This window comes from Psychromonas sp. (assembly GCF_983033635.1).
This window is the reverse complement of record NZ_CEZLMY010000009.1, coordinates 31,003-46,581: the sequence shown is the minus strand read 5'-3', so window position 1 is coordinate 46,581 and position 15,579 is coordinate 31,003. Positions and strand designations below refer to the sequence as shown.

The 15,579-nt window shown below is 41.2% G+C and carries 13 protein-coding genes, 1 tRNA gene, 1 rRNA gene and 2 pseudogenes; 11 read left to right on the top strand and 6 right to left on the bottom strand.

The genetic code is table 11. The annotated features are described in order from the left end of the window. From rrf to AC4GME_RS02410, 3 genes are all read left to right on the top strand, one after another. A 5S ribosomal RNA gene (rrf, locus tag AC4GME_RS02420) occupies positions 1 to 87 on the top strand; the annotation flags it as partial. 8 nt (positions 88 to 95) lie between these two features. Further along, positions 96 to 171 (top strand) — tRNA-Thr (locus AC4GME_RS02415). 172 nt (positions 172 to 343) lie between these two features. Next, on the top strand, positions 344 to 1,588 hold the full coding sequence (locus tag AC4GME_RS02410) for a tyrosine-type recombinase/integrase (RefSeq protein ID WP_490377061.1): 1,245 nt from the start codon (positions 344 to 346) through the stop codon (positions 1,586 to 1,588). A gap of 319 nt (positions 1,589 to 1,907) precedes the next feature. Here AC4GME_RS02410 and AC4GME_RS02405 read toward each other — a convergent pair. Both AC4GME_RS02405 and AC4GME_RS02400 read right to left on the bottom strand, forming a co-directional pair. Beyond that, positions 1,908 to 2,181 (bottom strand): annotated as a pseudogene (locus AC4GME_RS02405) (transposase); the annotation flags it as partial. A 6-nt stretch (positions 2,182 to 2,187) separates the two neighbouring features. Then, a pseudogene (locus AC4GME_RS02400) lies at positions 2,188 to 2,322 on the bottom strand (transposase family protein); the annotation flags it as partial. 388 nt (positions 2,323 to 2,710) lie between these two features. On the opposite strand from AC4GME_RS02400, the gene AC4GME_RS02395 reads away from it, so the two are divergent. After that, positions 2,711 to 3,187 carry a hypothetical protein gene (locus AC4GME_RS02395; RefSeq protein ID WP_490377062.1) on the top strand — a complete coding sequence of 159 codons (477 nt, stop codon included), beginning with the start codon at positions 2,711 to 2,713 and terminating at the stop codon, positions 3,185 to 3,187. A 105-nt stretch (positions 3,188 to 3,292) separates the two neighbouring features. Here AC4GME_RS02395 and AC4GME_RS02390 read toward each other — a convergent pair whose 3' ends face one another. Next, on the bottom strand, positions 3,293 to 3,703 hold the full coding sequence (locus AC4GME_RS02390) for a hypothetical protein (RefSeq protein ID WP_490377063.1): 411 nt from the start codon (positions 3,701 to 3,703) through the stop codon (positions 3,293 to 3,295). 68 nt (positions 3,704 to 3,771) lie between these two features. Beyond that, the gene (locus AC4GME_RS02385; RefSeq protein ID WP_490378976.1) at positions 3,772 to 4,338 is read right to left on the bottom strand and encodes a DUF2955 domain-containing protein; all 567 of its coding nucleotides are present in this window, start codon (positions 4,336 to 4,338) and stop codon (positions 3,772 to 3,774) included. 802 nt (positions 4,339 to 5,140) lie between these two features. Here AC4GME_RS02385 and AC4GME_RS02380 point away from each other — a divergent pair. The 3 genes from AC4GME_RS02380 to AC4GME_RS02370 all read left to right on the top strand — a co-directional run bounded on the left by AC4GME_RS02380 (position 5,141) and on the right by AC4GME_RS02370 (position 7,671). After that, positions 5,141 to 6,199 carry an HlyD family secretion protein gene (locus AC4GME_RS02380; RefSeq protein WP_490377065.1) on the top strand — a complete coding sequence of 353 codons (1,059 nt, stop codon included), beginning with the start codon at positions 5,141 to 5,143 and terminating at the stop codon, positions 6,197 to 6,199. Then, positions 6,189 to 7,247 carry a DUF2955 domain-containing protein gene (locus AC4GME_RS02375; RefSeq protein ID WP_490377066.1) on the top strand — a complete coding sequence of 353 codons (1,059 nt, stop codon included), beginning with the start codon at positions 6,189 to 6,191 and terminating at the stop codon, positions 7,245 to 7,247. The genes AC4GME_RS02380 and AC4GME_RS02375 overlap by 11 nt, the downstream gene beginning before the upstream one ends. 136 nt (positions 7,248 to 7,383) lie before the next feature. Beyond that, on the top strand, positions 7,384 to 7,671 hold the full coding sequence (locus AC4GME_RS02370; protein WP_490377071.1) for an SLC13 family permease: 288 nt from the start codon (positions 7,384 to 7,386) through the stop codon (positions 7,669 to 7,671). A 455-nt stretch (positions 7,672 to 8,126) separates the two neighbouring features. On the opposite strand, the gene AC4GME_RS02365 is transcribed toward AC4GME_RS02370, so the two are convergent. Continuing rightward, entirely contained in the window at positions 8,127 to 9,836 is a 1,710-nt protein-coding gene (locus tag AC4GME_RS02365) for an FAD-dependent oxidoreductase (RefSeq protein WP_490377067.1), read from the bottom strand. Between the two features lie 249 nt (positions 9,837 to 10,085). Here AC4GME_RS02365 and gltS point away from each other — a divergent pair, with 249 nt between their 5' ends. After that, a complete protein-coding gene (gene gltS, locus AC4GME_RS02360; RefSeq protein ID WP_490377068.1) occupies positions 10,086 to 11,315 on the top strand; it encodes a sodium/glutamate symporter in 1,230 nt (409 codons plus the stop codon). Positions 11,316 to 11,686: 371 nt separating this feature from the next. Next, positions 11,687 to 12,676, top strand: coding sequence for a ribonuclease Z (locus AC4GME_RS02355; RefSeq protein WP_490378975.1), 990 nt, complete (start codon positions 11,687 to 11,689; stop codon positions 12,674 to 12,676). Positions 12,677 to 12,979: 303 nt separating this feature from the next. Here the strand turns inward: AC4GME_RS02355 and AC4GME_RS02350 are convergent, their stop codons facing one another. Next, complete coding sequence (locus AC4GME_RS02350) at positions 12,980 to 13,117, bottom strand: hypothetical protein (protein WP_490377070.1); 138 nt, start codon at positions 13,115 to 13,117, stop codon at positions 12,980 to 12,982. Between the two features lie 409 nt (positions 13,118 to 13,526). Here AC4GME_RS02350 and AC4GME_RS02345 point away from each other — a divergent pair, with 409 nt between their 5' ends. Next, the gene (locus AC4GME_RS02345; RefSeq protein WP_490378143.1) at positions 13,527 to 14,723 is read left to right on the top strand and encodes a hypothetical protein; all 1,197 of its coding nucleotides are present in this window, start codon (positions 13,527 to 13,529) and stop codon (positions 14,721 to 14,723) included. Further along, positions 14,714 to 15,499 carry a hypothetical protein gene (locus tag AC4GME_RS02340; protein WP_490378142.1) on the top strand — a complete coding sequence of 262 codons (786 nt, stop codon included), beginning with the start codon at positions 14,714 to 14,716 and terminating at the stop codon, positions 15,497 to 15,499. The genes AC4GME_RS02345 and AC4GME_RS02340 overlap by 10 nt, the downstream gene beginning before the upstream one ends. The last annotated feature ends 80 nt before the right edge of the window (positions 15,500 to 15,579 follow it).

Genomic DNA, 15,579 nt, shown 5'->3' with positions numbered 1-15,579 from the left:
TGATCCCTTTCCGAACTCAGAAGTGAAACGCAGTTGCGCCGATGGTAGTGTGGGGCTTCCCCATGTGAGAGTAGGTCATTATCAGATCCCCTTTTGCTGATATGGCTCAGTTGGTAGAGCGCACCCTTGGTAAGGGTGAGGTCGGCGGTTCGAATCCGCCTATCAGCACCACAACCTCTTTTTACAACGTCTTTTAAAGTTCAAAATCCTTACAAAACTCCAATAAACACAATCATTTAAAGCCGTTTTCAGTTCTATAGCGTTTTTTAACGTCTTGCACAATCCAGCATTTGATGTAACCTCTAATGTAACCCTATCAAACTGCTAATTGTGAGGTTACATCATGGCTAAAATTATCCCCCCTTTGAATGATACTCAGATTAAGAATGCTAAGCCAAAAGAGAAAGAGTATAACCTTGGCGATGGTCTTGGCTTAACGCTAAAAATTAAGCCTAATGGTACTAAGTTGTGGCGGTTTAATTATTTGCGACCAGTTAGCAAACAAAGAGCCAATTTAAGCCTTGGCAAATATCCTGATTTATCTTTAGCAAAAGCCAGAGCCAAAACCGTTGCAGCACGTGAATTATTAGCAGATGGCATTGATCCCAAAGAACACCGAGATGGTGAGTTGAAAGCTAAACAGGCCATTCTTAATCATTCTTTTGAAATGGTGGCTAATGATTGGCTTAAACTGAAAGCCTCTGAAGTGAAAGAGGGTACATATAAAACCATCTCAAATACCCTGATAAACCACATTTACCCTGTCATAGGTAAACACCCTATAACCGCTATTACAGCACCGCAAGTCATTACCGCACTTAGACCCATCGAGGCCAAAGGCAATTTAGAAGTGATTGCCCGTGTTTGCCAATACCTCAACCAGATAATGCGCTATAGCGTTAATCATGGAATTATTCATGCTAATCCATTAGCAGGTATCAAAGAGGTGTTTATGGCAAAAAAAGTCACTAATAACCCTCATATTAAACCCGAACAACTCCCCGAATTATTACAGGCGATTACAGCCGCCAACATCAAGAAAGCAACCCGTTATTTAATTCTTTGGCAGATGCACACCATGACGCGGCCAGCTGAAACGGCTTTGGCGCAATGGTCGGAAATTGATTTAGATAATAATCTTTGGATAATTCCTGCACAGCGAATGAAAACGGGAATTGAACATAAAGTGCCATTAACTACTGAAACACTGGCGATACTTGAAGCAATCAAACCGCTAAGCGGCAATTCACCCTATATCTTTCCTGCCGATAGAAACCCTAACTCACACGCAAATAAAGCCAGTGCCAATATGGCATTGAAGCGCATGGGGTATCAAGGTAAACAGACTGCGCATGGCCTGCGTGGGTTAGCTAGAACAACGCTAAGTGATCTAGGTTTTAATTACGAGGCCTCAGAAGCATGTTTATCTCACAAAGTGGGTAATTCAGTTAGCCAGTCTTACAATCACTCCACGTACCTTAATCAGCGGGCAAAGATTATGGAATGGTGGAGTAAACATATTGAAGATGCATCGTATGGAAATATTTCAATGGCAGGTGTTAAAGGCTTGAAAGTTGTTGCTGAATAATAGTAATTAAACATAACGATTCGCATCATCAATTGGCGGCTGATAGGTATCTTTTTGATTGATACTATTTCTAAGGCGCAAAGGGGTACATAGCGCCTTAGATATTTTGTGCTATTTATCTATTTAGATCACTCCATTTACGCTCGCTTTCTCCCATTTGCGAGCGTTGCGTAAAAACCTTAGTTCTTTTTCTTATCATCGATGTTTGCTTGCTATCAGCAAAAACGAGTGTCGATGCCTGACTCTGTTTCGCCCTCAAGTGAATTTACGCGGTTATGATATGGAGTAGTTTTAGCGCATTTTCCCATGCTTCTCACGGCTAGCGCATTTTAACTCCAGATTCTAAAAGGGTTGAACGATAATCGTCATCTAGCCCTGCCATCTTTTTTTGCGTGCCATACTGGTCGGTTTTGTATCGTTTTGTTTGAATAATGCCACTGATATTTTCCTCATCACATTAAAAGCTAATGATTCTTGTTTTTTACGTATACGAAATTCATCTTCTCTGAATGTTATATCAAGTACCCGACCCAGTGCATACTTTCAACTTGCCAGTGACTACGAACTGCATTGAGACTTTCTTCTGCTTTTAATCGACAAATAACGCGAGCAATCGTATCGTGTTTAGGGATACCGACTTCAAAAGGACGGTATTTACGAAGCCAATCCAGTTTTAAATGCCCAAAATCTTCCCATCCTTTTGCACCGGATATAACAGTACTTATCGCAAGGAGATAAGAAAGTTAATTATATAATTATCTTGCCGTGGCTCCACCAAAACTAGCGCTATTTGATTAGAAAAACGCTCATTCTCTACTATGCTGTAATTGTGTACTAGGGTTGTGTTCGTTTTCGGGACAAACCAAATTTAGCGGTAGGCCTTGTTCTGGCGCTTTGTGATGAATATGCTGAAACAGTGCCACTGTGGTGGCCTAGCCAAAGAAATAACCTCAAAAAGGCTGGCTGGAATGATAATTACAGGCCCAAGTTTCCTTGGCTAAAATGTCGTCAAAGTATGTTCCAGCCCTGTGGAAAAGTCCCCATAACGTTTATTTATCCAGGTTGTATACATGTCTAAAACATGTCAGTTAATTTTCTGATTAATCGTTTACGAGGTTTGTTATGGGGCGAAGACCTAAGATATACCGTTTAAACACACCGCAGCGTCTATTCGTAGGATATACGCTAGGGGTATTGGTTGATTTAACCGTACTAAATTTTTATGCCGAACACTGGGATTACGTGTCAATTAGCTCGTTTACCATCTCTTTTGCTGCGGCGATTTTATTACAGCTATTGTTAAGGCTTTCAATTAAAGCTGAGCAAAAGGTGGCAGATTTTTTTAGCACTAAACCCGGTAAGGCCGCAAAGGTATATCGTGGACTCACCACGTGGGCAATTTTAATGGGGTCAAAACTTGTGATGCTAGAAGCCATCGACCTAATGTTTGGTGACAAAATCGACTTTTCAGGACCACTGAACGGCCTGATTGCATTTATTGCTGTCATCATCACGATAATAGTTACAGAGATAATTATCGCAAGGATCTATTTTGCTTTGGACGATACTGATAAGAAAAAATCACGAACTGAGCCTTAAGGAGCAGATTAAGGCTCAGCAAAATGTAGTGTTCTGTAGCAGATTGCTGGCGATGTAACCTATTGCTTTGAGCCCGCTACCACATCGCAGAGGGGGAGCTTGTATCTAATCACGTGACGATATTTTCAGCCAGCCTAGAGCCGTTAATATCATAAAGCTAGCTATCACATACACATTAGCCAGCGCGATATACAGCCAGCGCTCGTAGAATGCATAATCAAGATCACTGCCTGTTGTGTTAGTCATATCAGTGATCAATAGCAGTAAACAACTAAAGGCAGAGGCATATAAAGCGCCTTGCGGAGTGCAAAATACCTTTTTCGCCATAAGCAGACTAATCAGAAACATCAGCAACAGGTAAAAGGAGCTTATTGGAACGATAATCATTAGCTCGTATATGATAATCGCAATTATTCCCCCAAGTAGGTTTGCCAGCATAATACCGATGCAGGAACGCATCCCTTTACGCAAGCATGAATTGGGAACCAGAATACCAACGTATATCAGTGTCAGCATCGCAGCCTGACGGTCGTACATCAAAAAATAAATGAGGATAGGCAACACGACCAGAGTGTTAAGCAGAGCTATCCGTGAAAGCTCGAGCTCCGTTTTTTTTCTGGAGGGGCAACCTGTTGTGCGCTTATTGGAGCTGGCGGCATTATCGAGTACATAATGGCAGCTGAAAATAACGCAATCAAGTACGACAAACTCACCCCCAGCGCAGTATCAAGGCTCAACTCAATATCAAGCATGGCCAGGGAAGGGTAGGTTAATACTGATAATAAAAGTAATGCCGTTATCAGTAAACTTACTCCCTGAGCTGTTTTATAGAAAATAGCATAAAGGCTCCCGCCCATCACTAGGATGGCTACCAGCGGGTAGGGCTCGAGCAACCTTATTAATACCAGACCTAACGCCAATGAAGCAAGCATTGCCATGGCAAGGTAGAAATATAGCTTTTTGGGCAGAGGTTTTGCTGGGGGACCGATTAACATAGTTACCAGTGTTGGCGTAACATAAGCCATTTCCCATTGCCAGATGACCATCACACATACTGGGCTCATAACACCTAGTGCATAACGTAAAATGTTACGCTCGGTTTCTCTATTTGTGTGCTTTACCGCTGAAGCATCAGCTATATCAGTAGACATAACTAAGTAGCCCCATTAAGCGGATGTACAACTTACCCAGCCAGCGCATGAACCCGGTATCGCTGGTGTATACAATAATATCAGCTTGTCCGCCTTCACGACGGATCCCCTTAGGTATCTCTTCGGCAAAATCAATAATGACAGGAAAGCGCTTTAGCGCTAAATTTGGTAAAATTGTCTGATTGCTCCACCGACCAACAGCGGCAATAGCACCATAACAATTAGAGGGCGAGCCAATAAAAGCGGTGCAAGTATCTCTGTTTGTTACTTTTTAGGAGAAACACTAATTATTGCTATGTTATCGAGTAATCTAAATTGTTTTTGTACATTGGGGGAGTGTTTGATATTACAAAACTACGTTGGAAATAGTTTAATTTATCCAGCATTTTTCCCTCTAAAAGTTACACTCCTTATCACAACTAAGAAATGAGTATTCAACTGTCATTATGCATAAACTTGCCCGATAAAATTAAAAATAACAGGAAGGTCATTGAAATAAATGTCAATGTTAGACTATTATTTCAAGAGGTCATGATCCAATCATAGCCTAATAAGACAAAAACAAATGGTCATTGTCTTCATGAGAAAAATCTATCAAACCATCGTATCATAAGTAGGGATTGCCAAGACAAAACACCCTTGAGCCCTCTCCTTACTATGACAAGAGTGAACGCAACGTGGCCAATGATAAAAAATAATAGACCACGACTTCTGGCTTGACAGTGGTTATGGAAGAAAAAGGTTATCTACACTATTTGCCATCTCCTAAAATATCAAAAGGTTTGGCACAAAGGATAAAATTATGAAGCGTACTGTGGCAATTTCGTCATTACTTGCAGCCCTGATATTCATCTGGTATCTGATTGCGGACAGAGTAACCCCATACAGCTCAAATGTGCGCGTTAAAGCGATGATTGTAGAGATAGTCCCCGAGGTCTCTGGCCATGTTACCGCCGTTGCGGTAAACAATGGACAGATAGTCAAAGCTGGGGATCTTCTCGCACGCATAGATCAACGTCCATTTTTACTAAAAGTAGAGCAAGCACAAGCTGCACTCGAAATAGCAACCCAAAGCGTTGGGGCAGGTTCCGCTAGCATTGAAGTTGCAGCTGCTAATCTCGCTTCAGCGCATACTAATCTTAAAAATATTCAGGTCCAGACAACTCGTATACTTAAACTAGAAAAAGACGGCGTGATATCAATAGCAAAAGTGGACAACGCTCGCGCAGCATTCGCAACAGCGAAAAGTTCGGTATTGGCTGCAGAAGCAGACCTCGAGCGAGCGCGTCGTGACCTTGGTGTAGAAGGAGCAGACAACCCCAAAATAAAAGAAGCTATCGCCGCTCTTGGCGAAGCTGAATTGGCACTTGAATGGAGCGAGCTTCGTGCTCCCGCTAGCGGAATGATCGTCGATCTCGACATTACTTCCGGTGTGTTTGCACGTGCAGGTAGCCCTTTACTTACTTTTATTTCTTTTGAAGAGGTGTGGGTCGAGGCCTATTTAAAAGAGAACAACATTGCTAACATTGATATTGGCGATCCAGCAGAAATTTCACTTGATCTCTATCCTGGTCGCATCTTTGACGGTGTAGTAGCCAGTATTTCTTATGGGGCCTCTGATGGCACTCACGATAGCAGCCTGCCCAGCGCCCCTAGTAATAATGGCTGGATGCGTGATCCTCAACGTTTTCCAGTGCGCATTACTATGACAGACTATCAGGACGGTAGCGAAGGGCATGACATCAGACGTATGATAAACGGTCAAGCGGATGTCGTTATTTACACTGGTGAAAGTGGAATAATGAACATGCTTGGGTTCATATGGATGCGATTTATGAGCATATTGTCTTATGCCTACTGACAATACCAATAATCTAGAGTTATGTTATAACAAACGTACTCTTGAACACCGAGCATTAAGACTCGGTGTTGGTATGACAACTATTTTTTTAATTGCTATGTCATTTCAATGGACGCTAGCCTATCTGGCACCGATTTTTCTTCCACTAATACTTCAGGCTGGCCGACCACTGAGTGCTAAGGAAGCAATAAAAATGCTCTTTGCAGTATTGATCATAATGCTTGGCACTTACTTCCTATCAGCAATATCTCGACAGTTACCCTTTCTTTTTGCATTACTGTTAATCCCTTTACTCTTCGTCACTTTTCGATCACTTTATAGAGGAGGATCGGCACTGGTTGTTCTCATGACCTTAATTGGCCTGTCAGTACCACCGATGACAGCTAAGATTTCGCTTGATTTAACATGGGATATTTCGGCTTCTTTTGTATGGAATATTGGCTTGTGTGTGATGGTGAGCTATCTGTTATTTGCTATCTTCCCCCCCTTAGCCGGAGAGCCAAAACCTCAACCGCGTCCGGTATTTCCTCCTGCTGAGGCTGAACGGCGCGCTGCTAGCTTAGCGATTATCGTCGGTGGTTTTTTACTGCTCTACTTGTCACTAGACTGGCATAATGCGCATACGCCTGCTTACATTGCTGTCTTTGCTTCAAGCCTTGCCTTTTCTAGAACGACGAGTTTAGCTAAAGGAATACTTGCCGCCAACGTCGTTGGTGGCCTAGTGGCTGTAGTAATGTATGAGTTGACGGTGGCTGTTCCTAATTTTATCTTCTTAGCCACCCTAACACTGCCGGTAATGCTTGTTTTTGCACGAGCCGTCCTTTCAGATGCTCCTTGGGCACCGCTTGCAAGCTTCTCGATGAGTGTCGTGCTTCTTATTTTGGGTCCATCCATTAGTCCATCCATTGGTCCTTTCGAAACTGATTCGGGATTTGAAAACATGACCTACCGCTTGTTCGAGCTGAGCATTGCTGCTCTCTATGCAATTATCACCGTCTTCGTCTTTGAAGCATTCATTCCTGCTAAAACGCAACCTTCTAAAATATAGAGTAAACCCTGTCTGTCATTTGAAATCATATTTTTATTCGTGTCGCTTTTTGTCACCTTCATTCTCTTTATCAGTGACAAACTACGTTTGGATATTGTTGCCTTAGGAGTCATTGCTAGTCTCATGCTAAGCAGTCATTCTCACGCCTCGAGAAGCGCTCGCCGGATTTGGCGATCCTGTTGTGTTTTTAATCGGCACATTGTTTGCTATTGGTGAAGCTCTTTATCGCACAGGGTTAGCCGCACACACCGGTAATTGGATGATGCGTGTTGCCGGAAATGGTGAAACACGACTCATCGTATTGTTAATGTTAGTCGTGGCACTACTTTCTGCCTTTATGAACTCTACCGGAGCTATTGCTATCTTCATTCCTATCGCGATGACTTTAGCAACGAAAACAGGCGTTGATGTAAAAAACTTTTAACAGTTTAAGTTCAGGGGGGCACTAACCCAATTGATATTCAACCAAGTGAGGAAAGAGTGCCTGCCGACTTACGTATTTGCCAAGTGATTTATGATTTGAAAGAGAATTAACGTAGATAATTGCTCGAAAGGTTCAATTTTCTGCCTAGCATCTCGGCACAATTTGCCTTGCTGACTTTGCATTTCGAAGTATCATGGGTATATAGCCTAATTCTTAAGTTTATTTCTCAAGTCCTCTACTTTTCCGCACTTCCTAATGTCAGGGCGGCAAGCAACTTGAAGGTTAAGAGTCTGAACGCCCTTGCCGCAAAAGAGATAAACAATAAGCCAGCGGCAGGTCACCACTGGCTTTGATAAAAGCTTCAACCTGTATATAGAGGTTCATTGCCAATACAGTTACGCATCTTCTCTTCATAAGCTTTTACAAACTCATAGCTAACCGCAATGTTTTTTGCGTCAAATCCATTCGCCTTCAACATAACTTTCAGCAACCATAATATTATTTCTGGATTTATAGTTGTAGCACATCATCTCTTCATAAGCTTTTACAAACTCATAGCTACCGGCAATGTTTTTTGCATCAAATCCATTTGCCTGAAGCATTAATGTCATATTGTAGCTTCGCTCACCTGTACGGCAGTGAACATAAACGGGTTTGTTTTTGTCTAGCTCATTGAGACGCTGTCTCATTGAACTCATTGGGATATTAACCGTACCCTTAAGGTGTCCGGCTTCATATTCGACAACTTCCCTGACGTCAATTACCTGCCCACCGGCTTCCAGTAAATCGTAAACATCAGAGAAACGAACCTGTTTAAAGGCTGCTTCGTTAAGGTTCGACGCGATATAGCCAACTTTATTGACAACATCCTTACCTGTTCCGAATGGCGGTGCATAACATAGTTCAAGATCAGCGAGATCTTCGACGGTCATACCCGCTTTAATCGCTGTGGCAACAACATCAGCTCGCTTATCTGAAGTGCCCGTTGTTACAAATTGTCCGCCCAGTACTTTGCCCGTGCCTTTTTCAAAAATTAACTTGGAATAGACAATGTGCATATTGGGCATAATGCCAACAATGCCAGGAGGCGCCGCGAATGCGACATCGTATTCAATTTCGCTATCTGCAAGCATCTTTTCAGATAAACCAGTACTGGCTATATTCAAATCAAATAGCTTAACAACGCCACTTCCGATATAACCCTTATTATTTATTTTTCTACCATGGATGTGATCCGCGATAAGTCTGCCCTGCTTGTTAGCAGGACCTGCCATAGCTAGCGGGAAAGACTGGCCAGTTAACTGATTTCTTACCAGGATAGCGTCACCCGCTGCATAAATGTATTTAGCAGTAGTCTGATAGTTTTCATCAACTTTGATGTATCCTCTTTCGTTCATCTCAACACCAGAGCCTTTCAGGAAGTCTGTTGATGGTTTAACACCGATAGCGAGGATCACTCCATCTGTTTCGATTTTTCTGCCTGATTTTAAGATAACTGTTCTGGTATCAAAGCCTTCGACAAGATCTTCAACCACAATTTCAACGCCATGCCTTACCATTTCAGCCTGGCCAAAATAAGACATATCTCTGTCTACAAATGGGATAATTTGGTCTGTGCCCTCAATCAGAGTAACGTCAATGCCTCGTTCTCTCAGGTTTTCTGCCGCTTCCAACCCGATAAATCCGCCACCAACAACCGTCATGTGTTTAGGATCTTTTGCTTTGATAAATTTCATGATATTTGAAACATCAGGCACGGTTTTTAGTACATAGTTGTCAATTTTTTCGAGGCCGGGAAATGGAGGTACGATTGAATCAGCGCCAGGGGAGACCACTAAAGCGTCATAATGCTCTGTTGTCACTTCTCCGCTGAGGGTATTTTCTACCTGAATCGTTTTTTCTTTAGAATTGACCGCAATCACATTGCTGTTGGTTCTGGCATCGATGTTGAACATCGCTTTGAACTTTGCCGGATTCATCAGAATGAGGGTTTCTTCTTTCTCTATAATGCCTGAAATATGGTAGGGCAGACAGCAGTTTGAGAAAGATACTACCGGGCCTCTTTCAAACATAATAACTTCTGCGTTTTCATCCAGCCTTCTGCATCTTGCAGCAGCAGATGCTCCGCCGGCGACACCACCAACGATAAGTATTCTTTTACTCATGCTTAGTTTCCTCTGTTTAAACGTTCCTAATTAACGTTAAGATGTTTAACTATATTTCTAAAATTATCATCACAATGAGTATAGGAAGAATAAAAGCCATTTACCCAAAAAAAATATTACTTTGAACAGAATGTTTGATGTTTTTGAGCCAAACTTACGAGGATAACAATCTAAGGTGACAGTGAAATGCTTGCCCGATAACGCAAAAGTTACTGTATATATTAAAACAGGATGTTTAGGAGAACACTAATGGGATTAGTTCTGAGTGATGGTGTGTTGCACTTCAATGGTTTTTTTACTGTCACCATCGGTATTATGGTGTTATTTATTGGCCGCCGTTTAAATAACCTCTTTGCCCCCTTACGTGAATTCAGTATCCCCGAGCCGGTAACCGGTGGGATTTTATTTTCACTGATCATTGCACTGGTCTACACCACCACCTCAATCGAAATAGAATTTGACCTCACTGCCCGAGATTTATTGCTGGTGTATTTCTTTACCACCATTGGTATAAACGCCAGTTTGAGCGATCTCGTAAAAGGTGGCAAGCCGCTGATCATATTACTGGTTATAACGATCGTCTACATGATACTGCAGAACCTGACGGGCATAAGTGTCGCTAAGCTATTCGGTCTCGGCACACCAGTTGGATTGCTGGGTGGCAGTGTCTCACTGATTGGCGGACACGGCACAGCCATTGCCTGGGCACCGCGTATCGCAGAAGATTTCGGAGTAAGCAATGCCATGGAAATCGGCATTGCCAGTGCGACCTTTGGTCTGATCCTCGCCAGTTTGATGGGCGGTCCGATTGCCAAGTTCCTGGTCACTCGCCATCAATTGAAACCTAAGGAGCATGAGCAATTAGATGTTGGTGTATCTGATGTTAAACACGAAAATCAAATAAACGGATTTGATTTTCTCGATGCTATTTTCTCTATTCATATCTGCATTATTTTTGGTTTTCTTTTAAATGAATTAATATCTCAATTTGGTTTGCAACTTCCCCTGTTTGTCACCTGCCTGTTTGCCGGAATTGTCATCACCAACCTTATTCCTGACTCATTCCCGCGCTTTGCAGGCAGCAAATGGCCGTCCCGTAAACCAGCTATTGCGCTAATTGCAGAGATTTCCCTCGGCACGTTTCTCGCCATGTCACTAATGAGTATGCAACTGTGGACACTCGTCGATCTGGCTGACCCTATCTTTGCCATTCTGGGCGCACAGTTCATTGTTGCCATAACAGTTAACATCTTTGTAGTCTTTCCAATGATGGGAAAAACCTATGATGCCGCGGTAGTCTGCGCCGGATTTGGTGGTATTTCTCTGGGCTCTACCCCAACCGCTATGGCTAATATGTCCGCAGTTTCTCAGCGTTACGGTAATTCCCATCAGGCCTTTATCATCGTGCCCCTGGTTTGTGCATTCTTTATCGATTTAGCGAACGCTCTGATAATCCCGTATTTTTTGGCAAACTTTTAAGCAACCAATATCACACGACATATGCTGACAGATGTTTATCATTTATTGATTTTTAGAGCTACCATTCTCTTTTACACAGGAGGGTAAGTAGAGGGAACTCAGCAAGCCTTAGAAAACTTCCAAAGTTGTGGCCAGTATTACTTAGCCACAACAGCCTTTTTTAACTCGAAAAGATCAGGACACCCAAACCTTTCATCAACGGTTTTGACAGCAGAGCCAAACCTAATGAAACGACAGGGAATGCAGAGTATAGCTGCTCATAAAACTGAACTGCTATTCAATTCCCCAATGATTCTATTTTATAAAGTCATCTCTCAGTTAAGAAAAATGGAAAGTGGTAAGCTAGCTAAAAATTAAAATTTGGTTAAACAATGGAAATTATATTTTTAGGGACCTCAGCAGGTACACCGACAAAATCAAGAAATGTACCTGCAATAGCAGTTAAAAAGGCTAACTCCAAATTATGGAGTTTGATCGATTGTGGAGAAGCAACTCAGCATCAAATTTTGCATACAAAACTCAGTTTAAATAACCTTGAATCTATTTTTATCACCCATGTCCATGGAGATCATTGCTATGGACTGCCCGGATTATTAGCCAGCGCATCTTTAGCGGGAAGAACCACTCCCCTCACCATAATCGCTCCCGCACTCATACAAGATTTTGTCGAAAATACGCAAAGGATTTCCAAGTCCAGCTTATCTTATAAGATCAATTTTATACATGTAGAAGAGTGCAAAGAATATACCGCTGGCAATGATTTCGATGTTGAGTTCTTCGAGCTATCTCATTGTGTTCCATCCTACGCTTATGTTTTTTGCGAAAAGAAAATCCAAGGTAAATTAGACATAGCCAAACTGCAGAAAGACGGTATTAAAGCGAGTCCATGTTGGGGAGAAATTCACAAAGGTATAAACCAGATACTTCCTGATGGAAGGAAAATAAATGCTTCTGACTATATATTACCAGATAGAAAACCAAGGAGGATTATTGTATCCGGAGATAATGATACACCAAACCTTTTGGCTGATGCGGCCAGCTCTGCAAATCTGCTTATACATGAAGCCACCTATACTGAGGATGTTTCGTTGAAAGTTGGCAAGGCACCACAACATAGCACAGCTAAAATTGTCGCTCAGTTTGCCGAAGAAGTCTTGATTAATAATTTAATCCTCACACATTTTAGTCCCAGATATTGTAGAAATAAGAATTCATCACCATCAATTGCTGAGATTGCAAATGAGGCAACAAACTACTATAGCGGCAACCTGTTTTTAGCAAATGACTTTGATCTGTACTTATTAAACAAAGACGGGGAGTTACAGCTTTTATCGAATAAGAAGAAGTATGTGAGGCAGTAGGCTTGCAATCTTATGGTTTTAATTTCAGGCCGCGGGGCGAATTAGACGATAGTCTAGTGTTATGAGCGAAGGAGCTTTCAGTATGTTGTTTCCCTACCACAGATGCACGCTTTCTCCCAAAACCGAGCGTTGCGCAAGACTTGGTGGTTTTGAGAATCGTATTAACGTCGCAAACAACAGCGCATAGGTTGGCGTTGTTTTTGCTGGCCTTTTGTTTTAGCAAAAACAGTGACAGCCGTTATGCGTCTGCTTGATTTGCTTTGTTATACCATTAAGAACAGCGCGCTCTCAACGTGAATTATTCTACTTTTTGTGCTTATTTTTCGCATCTAAGCGCTCTTGATATTTTTTAGAAATCCACTGATGCAAATGCAGTCCAGTGTTCTTTTTTACCAAATACGCGATTAATGCCAAAACCAACATACCTACAACTGTACCCATAGTGTACTCCTTTTTGAATACAAGAAAATCTTATAACAAAGTACCATAAACAGTTTATATGGTTTGCAAAACGTGCTGAAACAATAACCAGAGAACAAGGTATAACATCTTATTAGACGGAACGCCAACGGCACTGTATAAAGAAACATGTTATTTTTACAACTGAGGGTGTTATGAAATAGCTTTTTTCAATTCAGTTTCACTGGTGATGAAATGAAAACCTTTTTCTAAACGTGCCATTCCATAACTTATCTATTTTGGGTAAAAACAATAACGCTCGCTTTTTCCCGAAAACGAGCAATCATATGAGAGCGACAGTTTTCTCATAAAACTCTGTTTATTAAGCGCTTATATTTGCCTATAACGTTTTAGCTGCTAATGTTGTATAAACATCATGTAGGGGCATTCTATGGTAAGCCAATATTCACCTAAACAGTTTTTTAGAAAGATTTCCAATCGTTATTTAACTGCATACTTTGCAGCGAAAACTATTGCTGTTGATTTTGATCTTCATGCACTAGCTGACCATAATGTTAATGTCATCTTTAACTTTTTTATTGGTTTAGATGAAGAGGTTCGCCGTGATGTGGAGGCTGATTTTCAGAGTATCAATGCACTGGCTTCAGAAGGTGGCATTATTGCGTTAATTGATGAAGCTAAAGAGCATGGAAATAGTGAATTTGTTGAATCGATCACTGAGATAGCGGGGTTACATAATAAATCAATGTGGGCTTACCTTAATAACCCAGATTATTGGCAGGCTGCTTCACTTTATTTTCAAGCCGACAGTGTTGCTCCTGCCGCATGGCGAAAACTAAAACATTTGCCACCTGCAACTACCCCCGTTTGTGATATTAATATTCAGATGCTCTCTAAGGCAATTGGCGATCACTTTCATCTTAATGAGGGGCGTGGTAAACATTGCAAAATTGAGCATTATAAAAGTGCTGACTTAGAATATTTTTGTGCTTTCCCTGAAGACTTTGCTAAATCGAGTGTTGAATGGGTTAGTGCTACATTGCACGATTTAGCTCATAGCATGGCCTTTGAAATCATCATGGTTTACAGCCCACTGAAAGCAACGTTAGATATTTATGCTAAAAACAATGCTAAAGCAATTCCCAAGTTACAAGCGCTATTTGTTGAACATATTCTGCAAGCGCCTTTGCCAGCAGCTGGATTACAAGATAAACACGTTTATAATCTTGAATTTTTAACGGAAGCTGATTTTGAATTTATCATCCCTGAAAAATCGGGGATTTTAGCCGTTACTATTATTGAAGCACGCTCTAATTGTAAGATTGATCCGAAAAGCTATATCACTGTTGGAGAATCATCAATTGGTAATAAAAATGCGATACATGAAAAGTTGAAAATGTTAAACCTGCTTAATTCAAATCGATATATCAGCCAAGTCTCGCTTATGGTCGTGTTTTACCCATCGAGGACAAAAAAAACGCGCAGCAAGAACTTTAAAATAAGCCATCCAAATAGTTGTTCGTTAGGTTATATGGGGGATGATCACGCTATCCGTGAAATGTTAATCGCCTCAGGTATTGAACCGCAAACCATGCAATCTAAACAATTGACTCTTGAATGCCTGTAGATCACGTTTTAACACTATTATTGAGCAGTTTATCCACTAACAATAAACTGATTTTAAGTTGGGCGGCAATTAGCCTGTGGCGTGAAGATGCCCTTAATATCCTACTTGAATGCCAACTAATAAAACCTATTTCCAATGCAACAAACATTCAATGTATGGCTTGTGAAAACAGTTGCAGTATTGATGTTCACCCGCATCAATACCCAAATAAAATTAAGTATTATGCTGTTTGTGATGATCCTATAATGCATGAGCAGATGGGGCGCATGACTGTACCTGTTGAGCAGTTAAAACAGTGGCAGTGTAGTATTAAACAGTTGGCATTAGTAGTCGCAAAGTTATTAGATTTTAGCAATAACGACTTTCAAAATACCATGAACAAAACTAGATTAGGCATGTTAAAAACACCAAAAGGCCGTAAATGGGTATCGTTATTACACGATCCATTGGCACTTGAAGTTAATCAGGAATTGTTGCCAATTGCCGAAGTACTTTTTTTTGAAGAGAATAAACTTTTTTTAGATATGGATCGGGTCAACGCTGCACTCCTGATTGTTCAGCCACCTGAAATTAAACCTTATGCACCGAATTGTGACAAACAAACAATTAGTAAATTAAACACTCAAGCTATGTATCAAGACTGGCAAGATGAATACTGCAAACTTAAGAAAGACCATCCGGATAAATCAATATCATGGAGAGCAAAAAGGATCGCAAAATCACCTATTGCTCAAGGTCGAGATTCAGAAACAATTAGAAAAATGATTAAAAGTTGAAATAGTTGGGGGGAATTTTTTCGCCCAACTCTAGCCCGCATAATATCTGCCTTCTCGGCAATCTCCCTTTCAAATAATAA

Excerpts from the sequence above, each read along its gene's own strand:
- AC4GME_RS02355 (WP_490378975.1), top strand. The coding sequence starts at position 11,687 with ATGGAAATTATATTTTTAGGGACCTCAGCAGGTACACCGACAAAATCA.
- AC4GME_RS02380 (WP_490377065.1), top strand. The coding sequence starts at position 5,141 with ATGAAGCGTACTGTGGCAATTTCGTCATTACTTGCAGCCCTGATATTC.
- AC4GME_RS02375 (WP_490377066.1), top strand. The coding sequence starts at position 6,189 with ATGCCTACTGACAATACCAATAATCTAGAGTTATGTTATAACAAACGT.
- AC4GME_RS02385 (WP_490378976.1), bottom strand. The coding sequence starts at position 4,338 with ATGTCTACTGATATAGCTGATGCTTCAGCGGTAAAGCACACAAATAGA.
- AC4GME_RS02390 (WP_490377063.1), bottom strand. The coding sequence starts at position 3,703 with ATGCTGACACTGATATACGTTGGTATTCTGGTTCCCAATTCATGCTTG.
- AC4GME_RS02410 (WP_490377061.1), top strand. The coding sequence starts at position 344 with ATGGCTAAAATTATCCCCCCTTTGAATGATACTCAGATTAAGAATGCT.
- AC4GME_RS02395 (WP_490377062.1), top strand. The coding sequence starts at position 2,711 with ATGGGGCGAAGACCTAAGATATACCGTTTAAACACACCGCAGCGTCTA.
- gltS (WP_490377068.1), top strand. The coding sequence starts at position 10,086 with ATGGGATTAGTTCTGAGTGATGGTGTGTTGCACTTCAATGGTTTTTTT.
- AC4GME_RS02365 (WP_490377067.1), bottom strand. The coding sequence starts at position 9,836 with ATGAGTAAAAGAATACTTATCGTTGGTGGTGTCGCCGGCGGAGCATCT.
- AC4GME_RS02350 (WP_490377070.1), bottom strand. The coding sequence starts at position 13,117 with ATGGGTACAGTTGTAGGTATGTTGGTTTTGGCATTAATCGCGTATTTG.
- AC4GME_RS02345 (WP_490378143.1), top strand. The coding sequence starts at position 13,527 with ATGGTAAGCCAATATTCACCTAAACAGTTTTTTAGAAAGATTTCCAAT.
- AC4GME_RS02340 (WP_490378142.1), top strand. The coding sequence starts at position 14,714 with ATGCCTGTAGATCACGTTTTAACACTATTATTGAGCAGTTTATCCACT.